The 24,152-nt window shown below is 68.7% G+C and carries 30 protein-coding genes and 2 tRNA genes; 17 read left to right on the top strand and 15 right to left on the bottom strand.

Annotated features, from left to right (window positions below; genetic code table 11):
* Window positions 1–33: 33 nt before the first annotated feature.
* Both C3481_RS01885 and C3481_RS01880 read left to right on the top strand, forming a co-directional pair.
* A complete protein-coding gene (locus C3481_RS01885; protein ID WP_023950908.1) occupies window positions 34–354 on the top strand; it encodes a hypothetical protein in 321 nt (106 codons plus the stop codon).
* A gap of 40 nt (window positions 355–394) precedes the next feature.
* On the top strand, window positions 395–907 hold the full coding sequence (locus C3481_RS01880; protein ID WP_258038997.1) for a hypothetical protein: 513 nt from the start codon (window positions 395–397) through the stop codon (window positions 905–907).
* Here the strand turns inward: C3481_RS01880 and C3481_RS01875 are convergent, their stop codons facing one another.
* From C3481_RS01875 to orn, 5 genes are all read right to left on the bottom strand, one after another.
* Window positions 908–1,378 (bottom strand): DUF2017 family protein, encoded by a 471-nt coding sequence (locus C3481_RS01875; protein ID WP_103840574.1) that lies wholly within the window; start codon window positions 1,376–1,378, stop codon window positions 908–910.
* On the bottom strand, window positions 1,375–1,674 hold the full coding sequence (gene clpS, locus C3481_RS01870) for an ATP-dependent Clp protease adapter ClpS (RefSeq protein WP_064956616.1): 300 nt from the start codon (window positions 1,672–1,674) through the stop codon (window positions 1,375–1,377). The genes C3481_RS01875 and clpS overlap by 4 nt, the downstream gene beginning before the upstream one ends.
* Window positions 1,665–2,015 (bottom strand): metallopeptidase family protein, encoded by a 351-nt coding sequence (locus tag C3481_RS01865; protein WP_064956615.1) that lies wholly within the window; start codon window positions 2,013–2,015, stop codon window positions 1,665–1,667. The genes clpS and C3481_RS01865 overlap by 10 nt, the downstream gene beginning before the upstream one ends.
* A gap of 27 nt (window positions 2,016–2,042) precedes the next feature.
* A tRNA-His gene (locus C3481_RS01860) sits at window positions 2,043–2,118 on the bottom strand.
* A 38-nt stretch (window positions 2,119–2,156) separates the two neighbouring features.
* On the bottom strand, window positions 2,157–2,780 hold the full coding sequence (gene orn, locus C3481_RS01855) for an oligoribonuclease (protein ID WP_064956614.1): 624 nt from the start codon (window positions 2,778–2,780) through the stop codon (window positions 2,157–2,159).
* A gap of 121 nt (window positions 2,781–2,901) precedes the next feature.
* Between orn and C3481_RS01850 the strand changes: the two genes are divergently transcribed.
* The 7 genes from C3481_RS01850 to C3481_RS01820 all read left to right on the top strand — a co-directional run bounded on the left by C3481_RS01850 (window position 2,902) and on the right by C3481_RS01820 (window position 10,365).
* Window positions 2,902–4,032: a Gfo/Idh/MocA family protein gene (locus C3481_RS01850; protein WP_103840573.1), complete on the top strand. Its 1,131-nt coding sequence runs from the start codon at window positions 2,902–2,904 to the stop codon at window positions 4,030–4,032.
* Window positions 4,029–4,757, top strand: a complete 729-nt coding sequence (locus tag C3481_RS01845) for a cupin domain-containing protein (protein ID WP_064956613.1) — start codon at window positions 4,029–4,031, stop codon at window positions 4,755–4,757. Before C3481_RS01850 ends, C3481_RS01845 begins: the two co-directional genes overlap by 4 nt.
* Entirely contained in the window at window positions 4,754–5,842 is a 1,089-nt protein-coding gene (locus C3481_RS01840) for a Gfo/Idh/MocA family protein (RefSeq protein WP_023950891.1), read from the top strand. The genes C3481_RS01845 and C3481_RS01840 overlap by 4 nt, the downstream gene beginning before the upstream one ends.
* Before the next feature lie 42 nt (window positions 5,843–5,884).
* Window positions 5,885–6,913, top strand: coding sequence for a sugar ABC transporter permease (locus tag C3481_RS01835; RefSeq protein ID WP_083990662.1), 1,029 nt, complete (start codon window positions 5,885–5,887; stop codon window positions 6,911–6,913).
* Between the two features lie 35 nt (window positions 6,914–6,948).
* Window positions 6,949–7,836 carry a carbohydrate ABC transporter permease gene (locus C3481_RS01830; protein ID WP_233494887.1) on the top strand — a complete coding sequence of 296 codons (888 nt, stop codon included), beginning with the start codon at window positions 6,949–6,951 and terminating at the stop codon, window positions 7,834–7,836.
* Window positions 7,837–7,880: 44 nt separating this feature from the next.
* A complete protein-coding gene (locus tag C3481_RS01825) occupies window positions 7,881–9,548 on the top strand; it encodes an extracellular solute-binding protein (protein WP_103840571.1) in 1,668 nt (555 codons plus the stop codon).
* 73 nt (window positions 9,549–9,621) lie between these two features.
* Entirely contained in the window at window positions 9,622–10,365 is a 744-nt protein-coding gene (locus C3481_RS01820) for a hypothetical protein (RefSeq protein WP_103840570.1), read from the top strand.
* Here the strand turns inward: C3481_RS01820 and C3481_RS01815 are convergent.
* Window positions 10,339–10,411 (bottom strand) — tRNA-Arg (locus tag C3481_RS01815). The two genes, C3481_RS01820 and C3481_RS01815, sit on opposite strands and share 27 nt — an antisense overlap.
* 111 nt (window positions 10,412–10,522) lie before the next feature.
* On the opposite strand from C3481_RS01815, the gene C3481_RS01810 reads away from it, so the two are divergent.
* Window positions 10,523–10,735: a methyltransferase gene (locus tag C3481_RS01810; RefSeq protein ID WP_233494886.1), complete on the top strand. Its 213-nt coding sequence runs from the start codon at window positions 10,523–10,525 to the stop codon at window positions 10,733–10,735.
* Here the strand turns inward: C3481_RS01810 and C3481_RS01805 are convergent.
* On the bottom strand, window positions 10,716–11,369 hold the full coding sequence (locus tag C3481_RS01805) for a YitT family protein (RefSeq protein WP_103840568.1): 654 nt from the start codon (window positions 11,367–11,369) through the stop codon (window positions 10,716–10,718). The two genes, C3481_RS01810 and C3481_RS01805, sit on opposite strands and share 20 nt — an antisense overlap.
* A 61-nt stretch (window positions 11,370–11,430) precedes the next feature.
* Here C3481_RS01805 and C3481_RS01800 point away from each other — a divergent pair, with 61 nt between their 5' ends.
* Entirely contained in the window at window positions 11,431–12,840 is a 1,410-nt protein-coding gene (locus C3481_RS01800) for a PLP-dependent aminotransferase family protein (protein ID WP_103840567.1), read from the top strand.
* Window positions 12,841–12,869: 29 nt separating this feature from the next.
* Here the strand turns inward: C3481_RS01800 and C3481_RS01795 are convergent, their stop codons facing one another.
* Complete coding sequence (locus C3481_RS01795) at window positions 12,870–13,130, bottom strand: hypothetical protein (protein WP_146053610.1); 261 nt, start codon at window positions 13,128–13,130, stop codon at window positions 12,870–12,872.
* A 116-nt stretch (window positions 13,131–13,246) separates the two neighbouring features.
* Here C3481_RS01795 and msrA point away from each other — a divergent pair, with 116 nt between their 5' ends.
* The 5 genes from msrA to C3481_RS01770 all read left to right on the top strand — a co-directional run bounded on the left by msrA (window position 13,247) and on the right by C3481_RS01770 (window position 17,204).
* Window positions 13,247–13,774: a peptide-methionine (S)-S-oxide reductase MsrA gene (gene msrA / locus C3481_RS01790; protein ID WP_103840563.1), complete on the top strand. Its 528-nt coding sequence runs from the start codon at window positions 13,247–13,249 to the stop codon at window positions 13,772–13,774.
* Window positions 13,775–13,927: 153 nt separating this feature from the next.
* On the top strand, window positions 13,928–14,419 hold the full coding sequence (gene ssb, locus C3481_RS01785; protein WP_023950871.1) for a single-stranded DNA-binding protein: 492 nt from the start codon (window positions 13,928–13,930) through the stop codon (window positions 14,417–14,419).
* Window positions 14,420–14,456: 37 nt separating this feature from the next.
* The gene (locus C3481_RS16695) at window positions 14,457–14,948 is read left to right on the top strand and encodes a hypothetical protein (protein WP_237049183.1); all 492 of its coding nucleotides are present in this window, start codon (window positions 14,457–14,459) and stop codon (window positions 14,946–14,948) included.
* A gap of 56 nt (window positions 14,949–15,004) precedes the next feature.
* Window positions 15,005–16,684, top strand: a complete 1,680-nt coding sequence (gene ettA, locus C3481_RS01775; protein WP_023950865.1) for an energy-dependent translational throttle protein EttA — start codon at window positions 15,005–15,007, stop codon at window positions 16,682–16,684.
* Window positions 16,677–17,204, top strand: a complete 528-nt coding sequence (locus tag C3481_RS01770) for a thioesterase family protein (RefSeq protein ID WP_258038996.1) — start codon at window positions 16,677–16,679, stop codon at window positions 17,202–17,204. The genes ettA and C3481_RS01770 overlap by 8 nt, the downstream gene beginning before the upstream one ends.
* Here the strand turns inward: C3481_RS01770 and C3481_RS01765 are convergent.
* The gene (locus C3481_RS01765; protein ID WP_103840559.1) at window positions 17,192–18,130 is read right to left on the bottom strand and encodes an acyl-CoA thioesterase II; all 939 of its coding nucleotides are present in this window, start codon (window positions 18,128–18,130) and stop codon (window positions 17,192–17,194) included. The genes C3481_RS01770 and C3481_RS01765 overlap by 13 nt on opposite strands.
* Before the next feature lie 20 nt (window positions 18,131–18,150).
* Between C3481_RS01765 and C3481_RS01760 the strand changes: the two genes are divergently transcribed.
* Window positions 18,151–18,825, top strand: coding sequence for a hypothetical protein (locus tag C3481_RS01760; protein WP_103840557.1), 675 nt, complete (start codon window positions 18,151–18,153; stop codon window positions 18,823–18,825).
* A 1-nt stretch (window position 18,826) separates the two neighbouring features.
* Here the strand turns inward: C3481_RS01760 and C3481_RS01755 are convergent, their stop codons facing one another.
* The 6 genes from C3481_RS01755 to C3481_RS01730 are packed head-to-tail and all read right to left on the bottom strand — an operon-like array spanning window position 18,827 to window position 24,119.
* Entirely contained in the window at window positions 18,827–19,297 is a 471-nt protein-coding gene (locus C3481_RS01755) for a globin (protein ID WP_071918129.1), read from the bottom strand.
* Window positions 19,294–20,415 carry a mechanosensitive ion channel family protein gene (locus C3481_RS01750; RefSeq protein ID WP_088379935.1) on the bottom strand — a complete coding sequence of 374 codons (1,122 nt, stop codon included), beginning with the start codon at window positions 20,413–20,415 and terminating at the stop codon, window positions 19,294–19,296. Before C3481_RS01750 ends, C3481_RS01755 begins: the two co-directional genes overlap by 4 nt.
* A 46-nt stretch (window positions 20,416–20,461) precedes the next feature.
* On the bottom strand, window positions 20,462–21,136 hold the full coding sequence (locus tag C3481_RS01745) for a response regulator transcription factor (RefSeq protein ID WP_023950854.1): 675 nt from the start codon (window positions 21,134–21,136) through the stop codon (window positions 20,462–20,464).
* On the bottom strand, window positions 21,126–22,388 hold the full coding sequence (locus C3481_RS01740; protein ID WP_258038995.1) for a sensor histidine kinase: 1,263 nt from the start codon (window positions 22,386–22,388) through the stop codon (window positions 21,126–21,128). The genes C3481_RS01745 and C3481_RS01740 overlap by 11 nt, the downstream gene beginning before the upstream one ends.
* 10 nt (window positions 22,389–22,398) lie before the next feature.
* The gene (locus C3481_RS01735) at window positions 22,399–23,208 is read right to left on the bottom strand and encodes an ABC transporter permease (protein WP_103840555.1); all 810 of its coding nucleotides are present in this window, start codon (window positions 23,206–23,208) and stop codon (window positions 22,399–22,401) included.
* Window positions 23,205–24,119, bottom strand: a complete 915-nt coding sequence (locus C3481_RS01730) for an ABC transporter ATP-binding protein (protein WP_023950848.1) — start codon at window positions 24,117–24,119, stop codon at window positions 23,205–23,207. Before C3481_RS01730 ends, C3481_RS01735 begins: the two co-directional genes overlap by 4 nt.
* Window positions 24,120–24,152 lie beyond the last annotated feature (33 nt).

The raw sequence follows: 24,152 nt of genomic DNA, 5'->3' as shown, positions 1-24,152 counted from the left end.
ACCGCGGCGCCCGGAGAAGGGTACGGTGGGTCCATGCCCAACCTCGCACTCGAACTCGGCAAGCAGACCGCGAACCTCGGCGTCACCAGCGTCTACGGCGAACAGCAGGATGTCGACGGCATCAGGCTCATCCCCGTCGCGCTGACGTGGAGCGGCTTCGGGGCCGGCGAGGACGACGAGGGGAACAGCGGTGGCGGTGGCGGCGGTTACGCCATCCCCGTCGGGGCGTACGTGCGCAAGGGCGACGATCTGCGATTCGAGCCGAACCTCGTCTCTCTCGTCGCCGTCGGCATCCCGTTCGTCTGGGTCGTGGGACGCGCTCTCAGCCGTGTCATCCGCGCCCTCAAGAAGTAGGGTCTCCGCGCGTCTGACCACTGCGGCGCTCATCCGTACCGTGCTCGGCGAAACCTCGCCGGGCGATGTCGTGATCATCGACGGGCGCAGCGGCGCGGGAAAGTCCACACTCGCGCGCGAGCTGCAGCGGCAGTGGAGCGGCCCGCGAACGCCGCAGCTGGTGGCACTCGACGAGCTGTATCCCGGCTGGGACGGCCTCGCGGCGGGCGCCGAGTACGCCGTCGCGCGTGTACTCGCCCCTCGTCGCACGGGCGCTACGGCGCGCTGGCAGCAGTGGGATTGGACGGCGGACCGCTACGGACCCGAACGGGTCGTCGGCGCCGACGAGACGATCCTCCTCGAAGGCAGCGGAGCGCTCACCGCCGCGGCCGCAGCCTTCGCGACGGTCAGTATCTGGTTGGACGCCCCGAGCGAGCTGCGCAAGCGGCGTGCCCTGGACCGCGACGGTGAGGCGTACCGTCCGCATTGGGATCGCTGGGCCGCGCAGGAGGAGGACCATATCGCTCGAAACGATCCTCGAGGTCTCGCGACGCACGTCGTCGAACTCGTCTGATCAGCCGTCGAGTGCCTGCAGCAGCATCTCCTGACGGTATCCCAGCCACTCGTAGACGTCGAAGCGCGGGTCACCCACCGGCATGATGCTCTCGTCGCTGATGCCGATGCGTTCCGCCAGCACGAGCCGGAGGCCGGCGAGCGTCCGAAGCCACGCGGTCTGCTCCTGCGGACCGAGTGTGAGCCCGTCGCCTGATGCCGGATCGGCCGAGCGGCCCTGTGCAGCTCTCGTGAGCGTGGCGAGCACGAGACGCGCGTCGGAGGCGCGCGTCGCCGCGACATCGTCTCGAGTGAGCGCGCAGAACTCCGCCGCGGCATCCGCATCGTCGGGGTACGCGTCGGGGGAGAGGCGCTTGGCGGCAGGGTCGCGGGGATCGTCGGGCGCGGTGACCAGCTCGAGGTACTGGTCGACCAGCTCCTGGAGATAATCCGCCTCGGCTGGGGGCAGCGCGAACGCGACGGAGGCGGTCATGCGCCGGCTCGCCGCACGGTCGCCCAGAGGCCGAACTCGTGCATCGCGCGGGTGTGGGCCTCCATCGCCTCGCGCGGCCCCTCGGCGACGATCGCGTGCCCGTCGTGATGGACGGCGAGCATGAGCTGCGTCGCGCGATCGCGCGAGTATCCGAAGTAGGTCCGGAAGACATGGACGACGTACGACATGAGGTTCACGGGATCGTTCCACACGACGGTCTGCCACGGTTCGTCGGGGGCGGCGCGGAGATCGGTCTCGCGGTCGAGGTCGGGAAGGGCGGTGCTCATCACGCCCATCCGAGCTCGTGCAGGCGGTCATCGTCGATGCCGTAGAAGTGGGCGATCTCATGGACGAGGGTGGTGTGGATCTCGTCGCTCAGGCTCGCGACATCATCGCAGGCGTGCAGGTGCGGCTCGCGGTACACGATGATCCGGTCCGGCAGCTCGCCCTGCCCGTAGCGGTCGCGCTCGGTGAGGGCGTAACCGTCGTAGAGGCCGAGCAGGTCGAGACTGCCGTCTTCCGGGCGGTCTTCCACGACGAAGATGACGTTGTCGAGTCCGTCGACCATGTCGTCGGGGAGGCGATCGAGTTCGGCGGTCACGAGGAGCTCGAACTCCTCGACATCCATCTCGATCATCTGCACTCCCGGACCGGGGTGTTTACGTGGGGTGGCTAACGGGACTTGAACCCGCGACCCCCGCGACCACAACGCGGTGCTCTACCAACTGAGCTATAGCCACCATGTCTCCCGGTGAAACCGGGCAACCAGACGATTGTATTACACGGATGGGGCATACGACGACACGGCGGCCTCGGCGGCTGCTCGGGCCTCGTCGCTGGTGGGGCCGGGCGCGGGCACGAACACCGCGGAGCGGTAGTAGGCGAGCTCGCGAATCGACTCCCGGATGTCGGCCAGCGCACGGTGCCCGCCGTCCTTGGTCGGCGCCTGGAAGTACGCGCGGGGGAACCACCGTCGCGACAGCTCCTTGATGCTGGAGACGTCGACGTTCCGGTAGTGCAGCCAGGAGTCCACCCGGGGCATGTACTTCGCGAGGAACATCCGGTCGGTGCCGATCGTGTTGCCCGCGAGGGCGGCCTTGCCTTCCGGCACGAAGCGCTGGATGTACTCGAGCACTGCCGCTTCGGCGTCGGCGAGGGGCGCGCCCGAGTCGAGCTCGGACATCAGGCCCGAGGTCTCGTGCATCGCGGTGACGAAGTCGCCCATGTTCGCGCGGGCGGCCTCGCTGGGCCGGATGACGAGCTGGAAGCCCGGGTCGAGCGGCACGAGTTCGTAGTCGGTGACGATGACCGCCACCTCGACGAGCTCGTCGACGCTGAGATCCAGCCCCGTCATCTCGCAATCGATCCATACGAGACGGTCGTTCTCGGCTGTTCCCACCATGTCGTCCATCCTAGTGAGCGGCCGCGACACGGTCGTTTTAGAAAATCGTTGACCGCGCGCGGCACATGCGACCATCATGACTACTACGTCGTAGTAATACGTAGTAGAAGTGCGAGGAAGCATGTTCAGAATCGGCATCATCGGCACGGGCGGCATCGCCAGTGCCCACATCGGCGGGTATCTCGCGTTCCCCGAGGACTGCGAGATCGTCGCCCTCGCCGACGTCTCGCCGGGGAAGGCTGCGCAGAAGGCCGAGGAGTTCGGCATCGCCGGCGCGGTCGGGTACGACGACCCCCTCAGGATGATCGCGGAGGCCGAGCTGGACCTCGTCAGCATCGCGACTCCTCCGTCTACCCACGCCGCCCTCTCGATCGCGGCTCTGGATGCGGGCGTGAACGTTCTCGTCGAGAAGCCGATGGCGCCCTCGCTCGAGGAATGCGACGCGATGCTCGCGGCTCAGGAGCGTTCGGGCAAGGTGCTCTCGGTGGTCGCGCAGAACCGGTTCCGCGACGATCTCGCGACGCTCAAAGCCGTCGTCGACTCGGGGCTGCTGGGGTCGATCTCGTCCGTGCGCGTGGACTCGGCGTGGTGGCGGGGGCTGCCGTACTACGACCTCTGGTGGCGTGGCACCTGGGAGAAGGAAGGGGGCGGCTGCACACTCAACCATGCGATCCACCACATCGACCTGCTCCTGTGGCTCCTGGGTCGTCCGACGGAGATCACGGCGATGCTCGCGAACGCGCAGCACGACAACAGCGAGGTCGAAGACCTTTCCGTCGCGGTGTTGCGCTACGAACGCGGTCTTGCGCAGCTCACGAGCTCCGTCGTCCATCACGGCGAGGAGCAGCAGATCGTCATCCAGGGCGCGAAGGCGCGGGTGTCGCAGCCGTGGCGGGTGATCGCCGAGCGCGCCGACGGCGGCGGATTCCCTGCGAAGGGCGGCGATGCCGATCTGGTGGTGGCCATCGAAGGCGTCGTCGCCGCGCGAGAGCCTCTCGCGCACGCCGGGCACACAGGGCAGATCGCCGATGTACTGAGCGCGATCCGGGACGGCCGTGAGCCCATCGCGGGAGGGCGGGACGGCCGAAACGCGATCGAGGTCGTCGCGGCCATCTACAAGGCGGGCATCGAGCGCACCTTCGTGGACCTTCCGCTCGCGGCCGACGACCCCTACTACCGTGCCGGCCACCTCGTGGAGCGCGCGCCGCACTTCTACGAGAAGCAGACCTCCCTCGTGGAGGCGGCGTCGTGACCGCGTCATCGTTCCCCGGCGGCACCTCGTTGTCGCACCTCGACATCTACCCCGATGCCGCTCCCGACGGCGTCTGCGGCGGAAGTCCCCACATCCACCTCGTCTCGACCGAGGCGTATCTCGTCGTCGAGGGGCACGGAGCTCTTCAGACGATCGACCGTGACGGATACCGGGAGACGGGCCTGTCGGCCGGCTCGGTGGTCTGGTTCACCCCGGGCACGATCCACCGGGCGGTGAACCGAGGCGGGCTGAAGGTCCTCGTGCTGATGAGCAACGCGGGCCTGCCGGAGGCGGGCGACGCGGTGATGACCTTCCCCCCGTCCGTCGTCGGCGACCCGGACGCGTATGCGGACGCTGTGGCCCTCGGCGAGGGGGAGGGCCGGGCGGTCCGCGCCGCCCGGCGTCGCGACCTCGCCGTCACGGGATTCGAGGCGCTCCGTGCTGCGGTCGTCGCGGGCGATCGCACCCCCCTCGACGACTTCTACGAGAGCGCCGGCGCACTCGTCCGGCACCGCGCCGCCGCTTGGGGACGGATCGTGCGCGAGCGAGCCCTCGCCCAAGCCGAGGACTCGCTGAGGCTCGCCGAAGCGATCGCCCGCGGCGATGTCGCCCACCTCCGCGGTGCGCGGGCCCACGAGGCCCCGGAAGCCGCCAGCGATCGCGCGTTCGGCATGTGCGGACGCATCCGCGCCTACGACCTGACAGACCAGGAGATCCCCCGATGAGCCATTCCTACACGTTCGACCCCCTCCCGCGTCCGGTCGTCGAGCCCGGCGAGTTCGCCTTCGCCGCCGTCGGTCTCGATCACGGCCACATCTTCGGAATGACCGACGGCCTGATCGGCGCCGGCGCGACCGTGACCTGGGTCTTCGACGAGGACCCCGCACGCGCGGCGGCCTTCGCGAAGCAGTATCCGACGGCGCGAATCGCCGCGAGCGAGCAGGAGGTGCTGGACGACCCCGCGGTTCGGCTCGTCGCGACGGCCGCGATTCCGTCGCAGCGCGCTCCGATCGGTCTCCGGGCCATGGAGGCGGGCAAGCACGCCTTCGTCGACAAAGCCCCGCTCACGACCTTCGCCCAGCTGGATGCCGTTCGGGAAGCGACCGCGCGGACCGGCCTGCGATATGCCGTGTACTACGGCGAGCGCGTGCATTCCGAGGCGGCGATCCTCGCCGACCAGCTCGTCGAGCGTGGTGCGATCGGCCGGGTCATCCAGGTGGTGTGCTTCGGCCCGCATCGTATCGGCGGCGGCCGGCCCGACTGGTTCTACGACCCGGCGCAGTACGGCGGCATCCTGTGCGATATCGGAAGCCACAACTTCGATCAGATCCTCCACTACACGCGTGCGACGAATGGTCGCGTCTCGACCTCGACGATCGCGAACTACGCGCATCCCGACACCCCTGGCCTGCAGGACTTCGGCGACGCGCACGTCGTGCTGGACAACGGTGCGACAGGCTACGTCCGGGTCGACTGGTTCACGCCCGACGGCTTGGGCGTCTTCGGCGACGGGCGCACACTGCTGCTCGGTACCGACGGGTACATCGAGCTGCGGAAGTACATCGACATCACCACCGACAACGGGGGCGGTCAGGTGCTCCTGGTCAATCAGGAGACACAGCGCCGCTTCAACGCCAACGGCATGACCGGCTTCCCGTACTTCGGGCAGCTGATCCGCGACTGCCTCGACGGCACCGAGACCGCGATGAGCCAGGACCACGCCCTGATGGCGGCGGAGCTCAGCCTGCACGCACAGGCGGGGGCGACGGTGATCGGTTCGGACGCCCGCGTGCCCCTCCTGACCCCCTAGCGGCGACCCGCTCACGAGAACCACGAGGATGTGGAGTTCCGAATGACGCAATCCGTTCACACGCCGGTGCGGCTGGGGGATGCCCCACCCGCCGGCACCGCGACGCGAGCGATCACCACAGCGCGGCCCAAGCGGCGCCCGTTCCGGCGCGATCGCACGCCCCGCGCGAAGCAGACCTGGCGCCGGGCGCTCGCCCGCGACTGGCGCCTGTACACCTTCCTGCTCGCGCCGGTCGTCTTCCTGCTCGTCTTCCGCTACATCCCGATGCTCGGGAACGTGATCGCCTTCCGGCGGTTCCGTCCCGGCGGCTCGATCTTCGGCGACGAGTGGGTGGGCTTCTACTACTTCGAGGCGTTCATCTCCAACCAGCAGTTCTGGACGGTGTTCTGGAACACGGTGGTCCTGGGCGGGCTCACCCTGCTGATCACGTTCCCCCTTCCGATCGTGCTCGCGCTCATGCTCAACGAACTGCGCTCGCGTCGGTTCAAGCGCATCGTCCAGACGATCTCGTACCTTCCGCACTTCATGTCGGTGGTCATCGTCGCCGGTCTCGTGCTGCAGCTCACGGCACTCAACGGGACGGTCAATCAGGTCGTCGAGGCGATGGGCGGCGACCCCGTCCCGTTCATGCAACGGCCCGAGTGGTTCCGCTCGATCTACGTCTCCTCGGAGGTGTGGCAGACCGTCGGGTGGGGAACGATCCTCTACCTCGCCGCGCTGACCACGATCGACGATCAGCTCTACGAGGCCGCTCGGATCGACGGTGCGAATCGTTGGCAGCAGACCTGGCACATCACGCTGCCGGGGATCCGCCCGACCATGATGGTGCTCCTCATCCTCAACATCGGCTCGTTCATGGCTGTCGGATTCGAGAAGGTGCTGCTCCTGCAGAATCCGCTCATCTACTCGACGGCCGACGTCATCTCGACCTATCTCTATCGCGTCGGCATCCAGTCGGCCCAGTTCTCGTACGGAACGGCCATCGGCCTGTTCGAGGCGGTCATCGGCCTCGTGCTCGTCCTCGGCGCGAACGCCCTCTCTCGTCGATTGGTTGGTACCTCGCTGTGGTGACCGAAGCCCTGCCCCCGAAACCCGACAGTGCACGCGTGCGCCGCGAGACCGGCATCATCCGGGAGTCGCCGGGATACCGGGCCTTCCGGGTGGTCAACGCCGTCGCCCTCGTACTCGTGTGCGTCGTGACGTTGTACCCGTTCATCAACCTCGTCGCGAAGGCGTTCTCGTCCGAGGGGTACATCGCCGCCGGCGAGGTGAATCTGATCCCGCGAGGCTTCAACATCGACACCTTCCGCGTGGTCATGAACGACGGGACGTTCTGGACGAACTACGGGAACACGTTCCTCTACACGATCGTCGGAACCGTCATAGCGATGGCGATCACCACGACGTATGCCTACGCGCTGAGCAAGCCGTATCTCAAGGGACGAACCTTCTTCGTCGGCATCGCGGTGTTCACGATGTTCTTCGGCGGCGGCCTCATCCCCAACTACATCCTCATCGCGAACTACCTGGGTTGGCGCAACAGCATCTGGGCCGTCGTGGTGCCGGGAGCGCTGAGCGTATTCAACCTGCTCGTCATGAAGTCGTTCTTCGAGAACTTCCCCGAGGAACTCGAAGAGGCCGCGGCGATCGACGGCCTCACGACCTACGGCATCTTCTTCCGGATCGTGCTGCCGCTGTCCAAGGCCGTGCTCGCGACGATGACGCTGTTCTACGCCGTCGGCATCTGGAACTCGTGGTTCAACGCGTTCCTCTTCCTGGACGACAAGACGCTGTTCCCCGTGACGGTCTATCTGCGGAATCTCATCGCAGCCGCGACGGGCGTGCAGGAGGCGATCGGCGGCGAGTCCGCGCAGGTCGCCTCGAACATCCAGGCCGTCACGATGCTGCTCACGGTGCTCCCCATCATCTGCCTGTATCCCTTCATCCAGCGCTACTTCGTCTCGGGCGTGATGCTCGGGTCGGTCAAGGGCTGAATCCCCTACGTCGAACGACGACGTTCACACAGAGGAGAAACACAATGAGAATCACTCGCCACACCCTCGCCGGTGCCGCGGGACTGGCAGCCGTTGCCGTCGTGCTGTCCGCCTGCTCCGGCCCCGCCACCGACGATCCCGCCGGCGACGGCGCCGCCACGATCGGAGAAGCGCAGTCCGTCGGCGCGATGGAGGACTTCGAGGCCGGCGTGACCTTCGCCGCGACCGAGCCGGTGCAGTTCTCGCTCATGTACCGGGACCACCCGAACTATCCGGTGAAGGACGACTGGTCGTTCTTCCAGCATCTCGAGAACGACCACAACGTCACGTTCTCCCGCACGGACATCCCGATGGCCGATTTCGATCAGAAGAAGTCGCTCCTCATCGGCAGCGGCGAGGCGACCGACATCATCTCCTCGACGTACGCAGGTTCCGAGACGCAGTTCGTCTCGGGCGGCGCGATCCTTCCGGTCTCGGACTACTTCGACTACATGCCGAACTTCCAGCAGAAGATCGCCGACTGGGACCTCGAGGACGACCTGCAGAACCGCCGGCAGGAGGATGGGAAGATCTACCACCTGCCGGGCCTGCGCGAAGTGCCCGACGTCCAGTACTCGGTAGCCATCCGCGAGGACCTGTGGCAGAAAGCGGGTATTGCCGAGGACCCCGCGACCTGGGACGAGTACCTCGAGCAGCTCCAGAAGGTCAAGCAGGCGAATCCGGAGCTCGACTACGCGATGTCGGATCGCTGGACGGACGCGACGCCGCTCGGCTCGCTGCTGAGCATCATGGCGCCGAACTATCCGACGGCAGCGGGCTGGGGCTACGCGAACACGTGGTACGACCAGGACGCCGGCGAGTACGTGTTCACAGGTGCCTCGGACGGATACAAGCAGGTCGTGTCGGATGCCGCCGCCCTCGTCGAGGCCGGCGTGCTCGACCCCGAGATCACCCAGAGCGATGACCAGGCGGTACAGAAGTTCATCTCGGGCAAGTCGGCCGCCATCTCCGGCAACACCCAGACGATCGCGGAATACCGGCAGAAGTTCGCCGACTCGGGCCAGGGCGATGTCCCGATCCGCCTGCTCTCGCTCCCCGGCGGGCCGGCGGGCGACAAGCTGCCAAGCGGTCGCTTCACCTCCGGCATCCTGATCTCGAGCGGCGCGGCCGAGAAGCCGTACTTCAAGGCGCTGCTGCAGTTCGTCGACTGGCTCTACTACTCCGACGAGGGCCTCGAGTTCGCTCAGTGGGGCGTGGAGGGCGAGACGTTCACGCGTGAAGCCGACGGCACGCGCAAGCTCATGGACGACATCGCATGGAGTTCGATCAACGCCGGCGCGCCCCAGCTCCTCAACGCCGACTACGGCTACAGCAACGGGGTCTTCCTGCTCGCGAACGGCTCGTCGCAAGAGCTGGTGCTCTCGATGATGACCGACGAGATCGCCGAATGGACCGCCGAGCAACTCGAGAAGAAGGAGCAGCTGCCGACCGCACCGGCCCCGCTGCTCAACGAGATCGAGCTCGAGCAGACGTCTTTGCTGCAGACGCAGCTGACGGATGCCGTCCACGCGGCGACCGCGTCGTTCATCACGGGCCAGCGCTCCATCGAGGACGACTGGGACGCGTACGTCGCCGAGCTCGAGGGCCTGGGATCCGGCCAGCTCATCGAGACGTTCAACACCGCGCTCGAGCGCACGCAGAATCAGGGATGAGCAGAGGCGGCCGGTCACGTCACCGCGGCCGGCCGCCCCGTCCCCCACCCTCCGAGCGAAGGAGCCGAGGAAGATGGATGTCGACACCACCACGATTCGTCGAAGCGATCCCGCCGACGAGGTCGGACGCGGTCCGCTGTCCCGAGGCGCCGCGTTCGTCTACCGGCAGATGGTTCTGGAGGCGCAACTGCTGATCGCTTCACTGCCCTCCGTCGTCGCGGTGATGCTGCTCGACCGGGATCCGTCGAACGTCCCCCTCTTCGTGCTCGCCCTCCTGCCGCTGGCTCCCGCCTTCGTGGCGGGCGTGGCGGCGGCGATGGCGCCGCACACCGACCTGTCGCCCGGTCGGCACTTCCTCCGCGCCTACCGACGTGACCTCGTACCGACCCTCCGGTGGGCGGTGCCGGCGACCGCAGCCCTCGCTGTGCTCGCCTTCAACCTCATCCATCTCGACGGGGTCGACGGCGGTGCGGCGCTTCGCCCGCTGTACAGCGTTCTCGGACTGCTCATCCTCGTCTGGGGTGGGCACATGGTCGTCCTGACGGCGGGATTCGATTTCCGCGCGCGCGATGCGATCCGCGTCGCCGTGGCGCAGCTCGCTTCCCAGTGGCGTTTCACGCTGGGTGTCCTGTCGCTGCTCATCGTGGCGGTGTTCCTCGCGATCGTGGTGAGCGAGGCCGCCGTGCTGCTCTTGCTGTGGGCGTTCGCCGGCCTGCTCGCGCTCATGGCGCGACCCGTGGTGGCCGACACCGAGCGCAGGTTCACACGCCGGTCCGCAACAGCATTCGAGCGCCCCCGACAGGATTCGAACCTGTGACCAACGGATTAGAAGGCCGCTGCTCTATCCACTGAGCTACGGAGGCAGATGCATCTACGCTATCGCGCGCCGAGGTCCGTGTCGGTCCGGCCGCCGCACACCCCTGGCTCCGCGGCGCTCGGAAGCGTAGCCTGCGGGTGTCGGAAGGGGTTCGATGATGAACGCGCAGACACGATCGACAGCACTGTGGGTGGCGTACGGCGCCGGCGGAGTGGCGGGGATGATCCGCCACCGCGGCGATGAGTACATCGTGACGATGGCGGGTGCGGATGCCGAGCTCGGCACCTACCCCACGATGGAGATCGCCAAGAACGCATTGCACGCCCACATGCCGCCGGGAGCGGACTGGCCTACGTTCCGGGAGCACTGAGCCGGGCCGCCGCCGTCGCGTCGCTGGCGCGAGGGTCGGGTGCCGGACGCATCCGGGCACCTGCGCCTCGGTCGAACAGCGGCAGGCTCACATGCACGATCGGCCCGATGAGCACGGCGAACAGCACCGTGCCGAGACCGATCGTTCCTCCGAGCAGCCAGCCGGTCACGAGCACGGTCGCCTCGACAATCAGCCGGCCGGCCCAGATCGGCCAGCCCCAGCGTCGGTGGATGCCGGTCATGAGTCCGTCGCGGGGGCCCGGACCCAGCCGAGCCCCGATGTAGATCCCCGATGCGACGCCGACCAGGATGGTGCCGGCGATGAACATGACCAGCTGTGCCGGCCACGCATCGGGTGTGCTGATGAGCGGGAGGGCGAACTGCATGGCGGCGCCCACGACGAGGATGTTCGCGACGGTGCCGACACCCGGCTTCTGACGCAGCGGGATCCACAGGAGCAGCACCAGGAAACCGGTGATGCTCACGACCCAGCCGATCCCGATGCTGGTGTTCTTGCTCACTCCCTCGGCGAAGACCGTCCACGGGTCCAGGCCGATGCCGGCATCCACCATGACGGCGCACCCGATGCCGAACAGGATGAGGCCGACGACGAGTTGCGAGAAGCGGAGGGTCACTCGTCCATTGCATCCTGAGATTGGCCATAGCGAAAGAGGCCAATTCCCGTACTGTGGCCATATGCACTCGCGAATCTCCGCCAGGTCATTGGAAGCGGCGCTCGGAGGATGGCGCACTCGCGAACCGGCCTACGAAGCGCTCGCGGACGGCATCCGACTGCTGTGCCTCGACAACCGCATCGCTGCGCGCACGCTGCTGCCCGCCGAGCGCGCCCTGGCCCAGACGCTCGGGCTGAGTCGCACGACGGTGGCGAGCGCTTACGCGAGCCTGCGCGCGAGCGGTCACATCGAGAGCCTGCGGGGGTCGGGCAGCGTGACCACAGCCCAGCCGTCGCGCGGTGGCGGGACGGTGTTCGCCGAACCCGGGTCGGTCGACCTGCAGCAGGCGAGCCCGAGTGCCTGGCCCGGCCTGGCCGGTGTCATGGCGGAGACGGCGTCGGATGCCGCGCGGCTCGTGTCGCGGACCGGATACGACACGCTGGGGTCGGGGCGCCTGCGCGACACGATCGCCGAGCGCTACACCGTGCGCGGCATCCCGACGTCGCGCGAGGAGATCCTCGTCACAGCGGGCGCGCAGAGCGCCATCCACCTCATCGCGGAGGTGCTCGTGGCTCGTGGGGATCGGGTGCTGGTCGAAACTCCGACCTACCCGCATGCGGCCGAGGCCCTGCGGGCAGCGGGAGCGCGGTTGGTGGCCGTGCCCGTCACGACGGAGCGCGGCTGGGACCTCGATCGTCTGGACGAAGCTGCGCGACGGACGCGACCGGCGCTGGCATACCTGATGCCGACCCTGCAGAACCCGACGGGTCGCTCCATGACGACCGCGGAGCAGGATGCGCTGCGGGACGTGGCTCAGCGGGGCTGCACGCTCGTCGTCGACGAGACGACCGCCGAGCTGTCGTTCGGCGCGCAGGCGCCCGTGGCGCTGCGCGGTGACGATGTCGTTCGTATCGGTTCGCTGGGCAAGACCGTCTGGGGTGGCCTGCGCGTCGGGTGGGTCCGCGCTCGGCCCGAGGTGATCCGACGGCTGCACGCGGCGCGGCCGGCCCGTGACCTCGGAACGCCGGAGTTCGAGCAGGAAGTCGCGGCGCGATTGATCCCACGGATGACGGAGATCCTGCCCCAGCGCGCCGAACTGCTGTCGCAGGGTTACCGTGCAGCACGAGCTGCCCTGCGTGACCGGCTGCCTGACTGGGACGTCCCCGAGGTGTCCGGCGGCGTCGCCCTGTGGGTGGGTCTACCGGCGCCGCTCAGCGGGCCGTTGGTTCTGGGAGCCCGCGCGGCGGGGGTCTATCTCAGCGCCGGCCAGCGTTTCGCCGTCGACGGCGGACACGAGAACCGCTTGCGCGTACCGTTCACCGCGTCGCCCGCCGATCTCGAGCGTGCCGTCGAGGTCCTGGCCTCGGTCTGGGACCACGTGGCGAGCGGAGCTCGCACGGCGGGCCCGGAGCCGGTGGATGCCCTGGTGTGAGCCCGGGTCATCAGGGGCGCCGGCGGCGGTCAGCGGGAAAGGCGAAGGGTGTCGGACGCCTCGCTCATTCGCCAGAACTCACCGATGGCTCGGAAAGCGCGAGACGGCGCGTGGAAGCGGAGGGCGCGGAACCGGTCTCCGGCAGGCGTCTGCACGCGCTCGACGAGACCGTGCACGTGGCCGTCGGCCGCGACGACGCGCCAGCGATCGGCGCTGAGCGCGACGAGCCTGCTTCGCGGCTGCGCCCGGGCGGCCGGGGGCTGATCGATCTGCGCCTGCATCCACGACATGACTTCCTCCTCGAGATCGAGGCTAAGAAGGGGGTCCGACATCTGCGGGAACACGCGGGCGGTGGCAGTGGTTGGCTAGGGTGAGACCTCGCGCAAGCGGGAGAACGGAGCTTTCCATGACCACCACATTCATCCTCGCCGGCGGCTGCTTCTGGTGCCTCGATGCGGCGTATCGCGCGCTCGATGGTGTGTCAGAGGTCGTGTCGGGATACATCGGCGGGCACGTTGCGAACCCGAGCTACGAGGCGGTCTGCACGGGAACGACCGGTCATGCCGAGGCGGTGTCGGTGACGTTCGACCCCGACGTCATCCCGGCCGACGTCATCCTCGATGCCTTCTTCACGATGCACGACCCGCGCCAGCTCAACCGCCAGGGCGCGGACGTCGGCACACAGTACCGTTCGGCGATGTTCCCGCTCGATGACGCTCAGCTCGAGCTGTTCACCGCCGCGCGCGACCGGGCCGACGAGATGTGGGGCGGTGGTGTCGTGACGGCCATGGAGCGCGCCGACACGTTCTACCCGGCCGAGGAGTACCACCAGGACTTCTTCGCGAAGAACCCGGGGCAGGGATACTGCCTCGCGGTCGCCGTTCCGAAGGTGAACAAGGTGCGCGCTCGGTTCGCGGAGTACGCCCGCAGCTGACTCCTCCCCAGCGCCGCACGTGGGCGGTTCTGCACGGATGTGCGGAACCGCCCACGTCGTGTCAGGACCGGCGGTGAAGCTGGAAGCGCTTCGGCACTCGACGGGCACTCGGGTGCCGAAGCGTCCCCTTCCGTGCCTTGCTGAGGAGCACTCATGTCAGATCGCATCACCGTCATCGGCAACATCGCCACCGAGCCCGAGCAGCGCCGCACGGGGACCGGCATCCCGGTCACGAGCTTCCGCCTCGCGAGCAGCCAGCGCTATCGAGACGCGCAGTCCGGCGAGTGGGTCGACGGCACGACCAACTGGTACCGGATCAGCGTGTTCCGCGCGCTCGGCGAGAATGCGTTCGCATCCCTGCGCAAAGGGCAGCGCGTCATCGTCGACGGGCGGCTGCGGCTGAAGGAATGGGAGGCGGGCGAGAAACGGGGCATCGAGATCGAGATCGACGCCGACGCGATCGGTCCCGATCTCAAGTGGGGGACGGCGACGTTCCAGCGCAACCCGCGCGCGGATGCCGCCGGTGCCGAACCCGCGGTCGCGACGGCGAGCCTCCCGGCCGCGGTCGACCCCGTGACCGATGGGGGAGAGTGGGCTGTCGCGCCGGTAGCCGCCTCGGACACCGCCGGGTCGACGCCGTTCTGACGCGAGGGGCGACGGGCCCGCCGTCTAGAATTCGGGCATGCGCCTGCTCCGTTCTCCGTCGGCTCGCTCTGTCGTGGGAACGGTCGGCGCCGTCGTCGTCGCGGCGTCCCTCACCGGATGCTCGATGCTCTTCCCGGAGGAGCCCCCCGTCGCACCCGCCGCGCCCACGGCTGAGCCGACGGCGACGGCGGGGCCAGCGCCCCTGTCGCCCGAGAGCACGGCAGCCGACAATCTGCCCCTGTTCACCCAGGTGATGAATCAGGTCGCGGAGTCTTCCGACAGCGTCGCGGGCCGCGCCTACATCGACGCGCTGGTGGCGGTGGGCTTCGACAAGTCCGCGATGCAGGTGACGGCCGACCGCACCTCCGTCGACGATCCCGTCGACAGCCTGCAGTTCTCGGTGCTCTGGGCGGGGGAGTGCCTCGTCGGGCAGGTCGGTCCCTCGACGCCCGCGCCCACCGCGATGGTCCTCCCCGAACTGCCGAGCGGCGGCTGCCTGATCGGGCAGACCCGCCCCATCGACTGGTGAATCGCGGCCTCCGAGCGGACGGACTCCTCGCCCTCCCGGACTAGACTCGAGGCGTTATGGCCGAATACATCTACTCCATGGTCCGCGCCCGCAAGGCCGTCGGCGAGAAGCTCATCCTCGACGACGTCACGATGGCATTCCTTCCCGGTGCCAAGATCGGAATGGTCGGCCCCAACGGCGCCGGTAAGTCGACGATCCTGAAGATCATGGCGGGCCTTGATCAGCCCTCCAACGGCGAGGCGAAGCTCACGCCGGGCTACTCGGTCGGCATCCTGATGCAGGAGCCGGAGCTCGACGACACCAAGACCGTGCTCGAGAACATCGAGGCCGGCGTCGCGATCAAGCCCAAGCTCGATCGCTTCAACGAGATCTCGGCGCTGATGGCCGATCCCGATGCGGACTTCGATTCGCTGCTGGCCGAGATGGGCACACTCCAGGAAGAGATCGACGCCGCTGACGGGTGGGACCTCGACTCCCAGCTGCATCAGGCGATGGAAGCGCTGCGAACCCCGCCGGCGGATGCCTCCGTCGCCCCCCTCTCGGGCGGTGAGCGCCGGCGCGTCGCGCTCGCGCGGCTGCTGCTGCAGAAGCCCGACCTGCTGCTCCTCGACGAGCCCACGAACCACCTCGATGCCGAGAGCGTCCTGTGGCTCGAGCAGCACCTCCAGGCCTACAAGGGCGCCGTGATCGCCATCACCCACGATCGGTACTTCCTCGACAACGTGGCCGAGTGGATCGCCGAGGTCGACCGCGGTCGCCTCATCGGCTACGAGGGCAACTATTCGACGTACCTCCAGAAGAAGGCCGAGCGCCTCGACATCCAGGGCAAGAAGGACGCCAAGCTCGCGAAGCGTCTGAAGGACGAGCTGGAGTGGGTGCGCAGCTCGGCGAAGGGCCGCCAGACCAAGTCGAAGGCACGTCTCGCGCGCTACGAGGAGATGGCCGCCGAGGCCGAGCGCACGCGCAAGCTCGACTTCGAGGAGATCCAGATCCCGGCCGGTCCGCGCCTGGGCAGCGTCGTCATCGACGCGAAGAAGCTCCACAAGGCGTTCGGCGACCGCGTGCTGATCGACGGACTGAGCTTCAACCTCCCGCCCAACGGCATCGTCGGGGTCATCGGTCCGAACGGCGTGGGCAAGACCACGCTCTTCAAGACGATCGTGGGTCTGGAGCCGCTCGACGGCGGAGAGCTGAAGATCGGCGAGACCGTCAAGATCAGCTACGTCGACCAGTCACGCGGCAACATCGACCCCGAGAAGACCCTGTGGGAGGTCGTCTCGGACGGTCTCGACATCATCACGGTGGGCAAGACCGAGATCCCCTCGCGTGCCTACGTGTCGAAGTTCGGGTTCAAGGGACCCGATCAGCAGAAGAAGGCCGGCGTGCTCTCGGGCGGTGAGCGCAACCGCCTGAACCTCGCGCTGACGCTCAAGGAGGGCGGCAACCTCCTGCTCCTCGACGAGCCGACCAACGACCTCGACGTCGAGACCCTCAGCTCGCTGGAGAACGCACTGCTGGAGTTCCCCGGTTGCGCCGTCGTCATCACCCACGACCGGTGGTTCCTCGACCGCATCGCGACGCACATCCTCGCGTACGAGGGCACCGAGGAGAACCCTGCGCAGTGGTATTGGTTCGAGGGCAACTTCGAGGCGTACGAGGCCAACAAGGTCGAGCGGCTCGGCGCGGATGCCGCGAACCCCGCCAAGTCGACGTACCGCAAGCTCACACGTGACTGAGTTCACGTCGGAGACGGTGGCCTCGGTGGTGACGACCGCCGGGGCCACCCGCGTCCGGATCCCTATTCATCTTCGCTGGGGCGACCTCGACGCTCTCGGGCACGTCAACAACACCTCGATGCTCAAGCTCCTGGAGGAAGCGCGCCTGCGCGCGTTCTGGAAGCCCGAGATCGGGCTGCCCGGGCCGTCAACGGCGATCCTCGATGCGCTGAGCCTGTCGGCCGAGACGATGACGCTGATCGCCCGGCAGGAGATCGAGTACCTCGCACCGGTCCCGTACGGTCAGCGTCCGCTGGACGTGCAGCTGTGGATCGGGCGTATCGGCGGCTCGAGCATCGACGTCTGCTACGAGGTCTATAGTCCTCGAGGCGACGACGTGCAGACGTGCTACGCCCGCTCGACGGCCGTCGTGGTGATGGTCTCGACGGAGACCGGCCGACCCGTGCGGCTCACGGACGACATGCGCCGGGCCTGGACTCCGATCGTCGGGGAGCCCATCGCCTACGCTCACCGACGCTGATCGTCTTCCGCATCGCCAGGAGCGGGTACGCGCACCATGATCTCTTGCGCGACGCTCGCGATCAGGGTGCCCGCACGGTCGTAGATGCGTCCCCTCGAGAGGCCGCGGCCGGCCCGGGCGCTCGGCGACTCCTGGACGTAGAGGAGCCATTCGTCGACCCGCGCGAAACGGTGCCACCACATCGCGTGGTCGAGGCTGGCGACCTTGAGGCCCGGGGTGGCCCACGCCAGCCCGTGCGCTCGGAGCACTGGCTCCTGGATCGTCAGGTCGCTGAGGAACGCGAGCGCCGCCCGGTGCACCGCGGGATCGTCCGGCAGGGCGGACCGCGTGCGCGCCCACACCGCCTGGTTCGGTGTCCTGGCAGTGTCGGGCTCCAGGTAGATCGGCCTCGTGACGTGACGCAGCTCGATGGGACTGGCCGAGAAGATGCGCCGGCTCAGCGGATGCATCCCGCTCAGCTGTTCCTCCAGAGCGGGCAGGTCCTCGGGTTGCGGCATACCGTCGGGCATCGGCTCCGCGTGCTCGACGCCGGGATCCTCGTCCTCGAATGAGGCGATCATCGAGAAGATCGGCATCCCGTTCTGGAACGCCTGGGTCCTCCGGGTCGAGAAGGATCGGCCGTCGTGGATCCGGTCGACGGAGAACGTGATGTTCCGTGACGAGTCGCCCGGACGGAGGAAATACCCGTGCATCGAGTGCGGTACCCGTTCAGCGGGCACGGTGCGCATCGCGGCCATCGTCGCCTGGGCGAGCACCTGTCCACCGAACACACGGCCCTGGGGCATCACCTGCGACCTGCCGGTGAAGATGTCCTCCGTCGTCCGCGCCTCGCTCGACGAGAGATCGAGCACCCTGAGCATCGCAGCGACGGGATCCGTCTCTTCTGCGGGGCTGTCGGACCGGGGCTCTGAGCTGTGTGCGGGCATCGCTCGGTAGTCTAGGACGGATGTCCGAGCGTCTCCTCTTCCCGCATCCCGAGGTCGCCCGCGACGTCCTGACCTTCGCCGGCCGCGCGGCCCGGCACGGCGACGGGATCGTGCGGCTGCAGGCACGTGGCGGTCTCCTGGCCCTCTCGTGCGCACCGCTGTCGCCGCGCTCGCTCACCGACCCGACGCCGTTCGTCTTGGCGCTGCGGACCGCCCGAGTCGATCCCGAGCTCGAGTGCGACCTCACCGTCGATGCCGCCGCTCTGGCTCCGGATGCCGACGACGGTCGTGCCGTCCGGCTCCCCGACAGCGGCGTCACGGCGGCATGGGCCGGGGTGTCGCCGCCCCGCGCCGGGTGGCGCGAGGCGGGAAGCCTCGACTCGGCCCGGGTCTCGCTGCGCGCCCAGTGGGGGATCGCCGCCGTCGCTCGCCAACTGCCGACGGGAGCCGGCGACGACGTCGTTCACCGCGTCCGGTCGTCGGTCTGGGGCGCCCCCGACGAGGACGCCGCCGGGCTGCCGCTCGGCGTGGCGTTCGCAGCGGTCGGGATGGGCTTCATCGCGGGCGCCGAGCAGCCGGTCGTCCGCCGGACCGATGTGTGGACGCGCGTGTCGTTCGCCCGCGGCCACGTGCTGACCCGGGGACCCGTCGCCATGGGACTCACCCCGGTGCGCGCGACCGGGCCGGCACGGTGAGTCAGCCCGGCCGGGACGTGTCCGTGGCTGGTGCCGGACTCAGATCGAACGTCGGTCGCCGTTCGGAGCCCTGCGGACCGATACCGGCGGGCTCGAACGTGTTCACCATCGCGTACGCGGCACGCTCGAGGTAATCCCACAGGGTGGCTTCGTGCAGCGGAGCGAGGGCGAGCTCGTCGAGGGCGGTGCGCATGTGGCGCAGCCAACGGTCGCGGGCGTCGGGATCGACGTGGAACGGGCGGTGACGCATACGCAGCCGCGGGTGACCCCGCTCCTCGCCGTAGGTGCTCGGACCGCCCCAGTACTGCTCGAGGAACATGGTGAGCCGGCGCGCTGCGGGAGCGAGGTCGGCCTCGGGGTACATCGGCCGCAGCACGTCGTCTGCGGCGACCTCCCGGTAGAAGACGTCGACGAGGCGGACGAAGGTGTCGTGCCCGCCGACCTCGTCGTAGAAGCTGACCGGGTCGTTCACGGAGTGCCCTTCTGATGGTCGGGTGAATCGCCGTCTTCGGCGTGGGAGTCGCGAGCTTCGGGCGACCCCGTCGCCGCAGTCGAGCCCTTGCGCTTCGGCCGCCACTGCGGACGCCCCTTCACCTGCGGCGGCGCCACGGGCTGCGGCTTCGTCCGCGGCGGGTTCGCGCCTCGGACGCTCTGGGCGCCCTCGAAACCCGTCAGGATGGTCGAGTTCAACTGAGGGATCTTCACGCCCAGTTCGTCCACCGCCTGCTTGAGTCGCACGCGCAAGGCTCGTGCGACGTCGTCCTTCGCATTGGGCCGGGTCTTGACGACGACACGGATGACGAGGGCGTCGCCGCTGATCGATTCGAGGCCCCAGAGCTCGGGCTTCTCGATGATGCGGCTGCGCCACTTGGGCTCTCGAGCGAGGTCCTTGGCGGCGTCGAGCACGGTCTTCTCCACCACCTCCACGTCGGCGTCCGTCGGCACGGCGAGGTCGATGATGACTCGTGACCAGCCCTGCGACATGTTGCCGATACGGGTGATTTCGCCGTTTCGGACGAACCACAGGGTGCCGTTGACGTCTCGGACGTGCGTGACGCGCACGCTGACGTATTCGACGATGCCGGTCGCGAGGCCGAGGTCGACGACGTCACCGATGCCGATCTGGTCCTCGGCGACGATGAACATGCCGTTGAGAACGTCCTTCACGATGTTCTGCGCTCCGAAACCGAGACCCGCGCCGATGGCGGCTGACAGGAGCGTGAACGAGCCGAGGATGCCGGGGCTGAGAACCCCGACCACCATGAGCAGCGCGACGATGACGATCGTCACGTTGACGATGTTGGTCAGGATCGACCCGAGCGTTCGAGTGCGTTGAACGATGCGCACCTGTGCCAGGGGCGACATGTCGATCGCTCTCGTGTCCTCTGCCTCGGCGCGTGTCTTCGCGCCGCGCACGATGCGGTCGACGATGCGCGCGATCAGACGACGCATCAGCCACGACAGCGCGAACGCACCCAGGACGATCCCGGCGACCGCGACGATGTTCCATCCCGCCTCGCTGAGGAACTTCCAGAACTCTTCGACGGGGAACTCCCAGGCGAGCGGGACGGCAGCGGTCACGGTGGTCATCGATCCGATAGTAACGAGCCCAGCCATGACGTTCCCGAGAAGGCCGTCAGACGTCGACGCCGGGCTCGGCGAGCCCGTGCGCGATGAGCACGGCGTGCACGCGGTCCCGCGCGGGCAACTTCGTGAGGATGCGGCCGACGTGGGTCTTCACGGTCGATTCGCTCAGGAACAGCTCGGCGGCGATCTCGAGGTTCGTCAGCCCTCGGGCCATCGCTGCCAGGACGTCCGCCTCCCGCGCCGTGAGCACGGCAGGAGTGGTGGGTTCCGGAGCGGGGAGCCCGGTCGCGGTGACGAGCTCGATCATCCGCCGAGTGATCCGCGGCGCGAGGGTGGCCTCGCCTGCGGCGACTGCGCGGACCGCCGCCACCAGCTCGTCGCGCCGCGCATCCTTCAGAAGGAAGCCGCCGGCACCGGCGCGGAGCGCTCCGAACGCGTACTCGTCGAGGTCGAACGTCGTCAGGACGAGAACGGCGACGCGCGGGTGCTCAGCCCGGATCCGCGCGGTGGCTTCGATCCCGTCCACCCCGGGCATGCGGACGTCCATGAGTACGACATCGGGAGACGACGCGGCGACGACCGCGAGCGCGGCCGCTCCGTCTGCGGCCTCGCCGACGACTTCGATGCCCTCAGCCGATTCGAGCACCATCCGGAACCCGAGCCGGATGAGCTGCTGGTCGTCGACGATCAGCACGCGGATGGGCGAGCGATGATCAGCGGTCATGATTCTCCTGTCCGAGAGGGATGCGGGCGTGGACGAGCCAGCCGCGGCCGGTTCCTGGGCCGGCCGTCACCGTGCCGCCCGCCAGGACGACGCGCTCCCGCAGGCCGCGCAGGCCATACCCCGATGACGACGTCTGCGCGGGCGCGACGGGCTCCCCGTCGTCGACGATGTCGACCTCGACGGCATCCGGGCGGTATCCGACGCGGATGTCGATGCGTTCGGCGCCACGGGCGTGGCGCATCGCGTTGGTGACGCCTTCCTGGACGATCCGCGAGATCGCCAGCTGCACCGCGCTGCTGAGCTCCGGCCGGTCGCCCGAGACGGTCAGCCGGGCGTCGAACCCGGCTGCACGGGCCGAGTCGACCGTCTCGACGGTCGTATCCCGGGCCAACGGGGCGAGCGGAGCGGCATCGTCCTCGCGCAGGATGCCGAGGGTCGCGCGCATGTCCCGCAGCGCCTCGCGACCGGTCGAAGCGATCGCCGTGGCGCCGGGCCGTGCCCGGTCGATGTCGCTCGAGGCGGCCACGCCCTCGGCCAGGGCGACCATCACGGTGAGCGAATGCGCGACGATGTCGTGCAGCTCTCGGGCGATGCGGTCGCGCTCGGCCGCCGCTGCGAGGCGGGCTTGCTGATCGCGCTCGACGACGAGCTGGCGCGATCTGTCGATGAGGGCTGCGACATAGCGATGGCGGTTGCCGACGTTGGTTCCGATGAGCGACCCGATGAGGGCGGCCAGCCCCTCGCCGACCAGCGCATTCCACGCGATCGTGGGGCCGATGACGCCGGTGAACGCGAGGGCGGCGACCGACGCGGCGAGGGCGCCGAGCGCGACGCTGACCCCGATCAGACAGGCTCGGGTGCTGCGATGGACGGCGAGGGTGTACGCCGCGACCCCGAGCATGGGCCCGCCGGTCGGAGCGGGCGCCAGGAGGTACGCGAAGGCGACGACGACCGCGCAGAGGAACACCAGGGTCGGAAAGCGCCTGCGCACGAGCAGGGAAGCGCAGGCCAGAACGACGACCACCATCACGACCGGCCCGGTGAACGGCCACATGCGACCGACACCGACCGCGTCGTCGATATGGTCGGTGAAGCTCGTGGCCGGGACCAGGGAGAACGCGAGACACAGCAGCGCCGTGAGGATGTCGGCGAAGACGGGATGCCGTGCCCAGAACCTGCGAAGCACCCCCGGCGGACGCGGAAGCCGCAGCTCGTCGTCTGGAGACGACGGACTGCGGCTTCCGGGGGACACCCCTCGTACCCTACGCGTCGGTCGCGCGAAGGATCGCCCAGCCGCCGAGCAGCGTCGCCGCGGGCCAGGCGAGCAGGGTGATGAGCCCCGTGGCGAAGTCGTCGCTTCCCGGCGACGTCACCGTCTGTGCGGCACTCGAGGGCAGGTACTGCGCGAGATCGACGATCCACGACCACGACTCACCGCCGAAGGTGAATAGGCTGAGCACGATCGGCGCGACGAAGAGGAGCCCGACCGTGGCTGCGATCGCGCCGGCGCCGCTGCGGATGATGAAGCCCCAGCCGAGCCCCAGCAGGGCGAACGTGGCCATCGCGAGGACGCCGAATGCGAGGGGCATGACCGACGAGTCAGCATCCGACCAGTCGATGGCCCGGTCGCCGAAGATGGGCGCCGACGCGATGACGGAGATGATCGTCGTCACGACCGTGGTCGCCGCGAGGAGCAACGCGAGCACCGCCGCCTTCGCCAGCAGCACGGCGCCACGGCGCGGTTCGGCTGTCAGGGTCGACCGGATCATGCCGGTGGAGTACTCCCCGGTGATCGCCATGGCCCCGAGGATGCCCGCGACGAGCATCGTGAACTGCATCGGTGCGACGACTGCGTTCACCGGCGGGAAGTCTCCGGCGAAGTCCTGCGACGCCCATGCCATGAGCAGCGACATCCCGATCGCCAGGACAGCGGTGACGCCCAGAGACCACCAGGTCGAGCGCAGGGTGAGGAGCTTGATGGCCTCGCTGCGGAGAAGCCTGCCGAACGACAGACGCACGTTCGGCTGCGTGGCGCGCGGGCGCGCCGGGGTCTGCACGGCGGTGGCGGTCATCGGACGGCTCCCTTGGTCTGGTACTCGACCGATCCCTCGGTCAGCGCGAGATAGGCGTCTTCGAGCGATCCGGCGCGCGGCGTGAGCTCATGGAGCGGGATCCCATGTGCCGCAGCGGCGTCGCCGATCGCTGCGGCGCTGAGCCCCGCGACCTGCAGGAGCCCGGGTTCGCCCGTGGTCACGGCGACGTCGGGGCCGGCGATGAGGCGGGTGAGCTCGTCGGCGCGCGGTGTGCGGACGACGACCGAGTTGCTCGTCCACGAGCGGACCAGGTCGTCGATGGCGGCGTCGGCCAGTACCTGGCCGCGGCCGAGGACGATGACGTGGTCGGCGGTGAGCGCCATCTCGCTCATGAGGTGGCTCGAGAGCAGGACCGTACGCCCCTGCGCAGCCTGCCCGCGCACGAACTGCCGCACCCACCGGACGCCTTCGGGGTCGAGGCCGTTCACCGGCTCATCGAGGATGAGGGTCTGCGGATCGCCGAGGAGCGCGGCGGCGATGCCGAGGCGCTGCCCCATCCCGAGGGAGAACTTGCCGGCCCGCTTGCCCGCCACCGACGCGAGACCGGTGATCTCGATCACTTCGTCGACACGGGAACGCGGGATGCCGTGGGTCGCGGCCATGGCGCGGAGATGGTTGCGTGCACTCCGGCCGGTGTGCACGGCCTTCGCGTCGAGGAGGATGCCGACCTCGGTGAGGGGCGAGCGCAGCGAGCGGTAGTCGCGACCGTCGATCGTGACCCGGCCCGAAGTCGGCCGGTCGAGCCCGACGATCATCCGCATCGTGGTGGACTTGCCTGCGCCGTTGGGGCCGAGGAAGCCGGTCACCTTGCCCGACTGCACGGTGAAGCTCACCCCGTCGACGGCTGTCTTGTCTCCGTACCTCTTCGTGAGGCCTTCTGCAACGATCATGCGCCCCACGCTATCGACGGGCGCATGCCGCCG

Origin of the sequence: Microbacterium sp. Ru50, from assembly GCF_002920555.1 — a bacterium.
Classification (GTDB): domain Bacteria; phylum Actinomycetota; class Actinomycetes; order Actinomycetales; family Microbacteriaceae; genus Microbacterium; species Microbacterium arborescens.
Note: the sequence above shows the minus strand (reverse complement) of the source record. Positions and strands in the feature narration are given on the sequence as shown.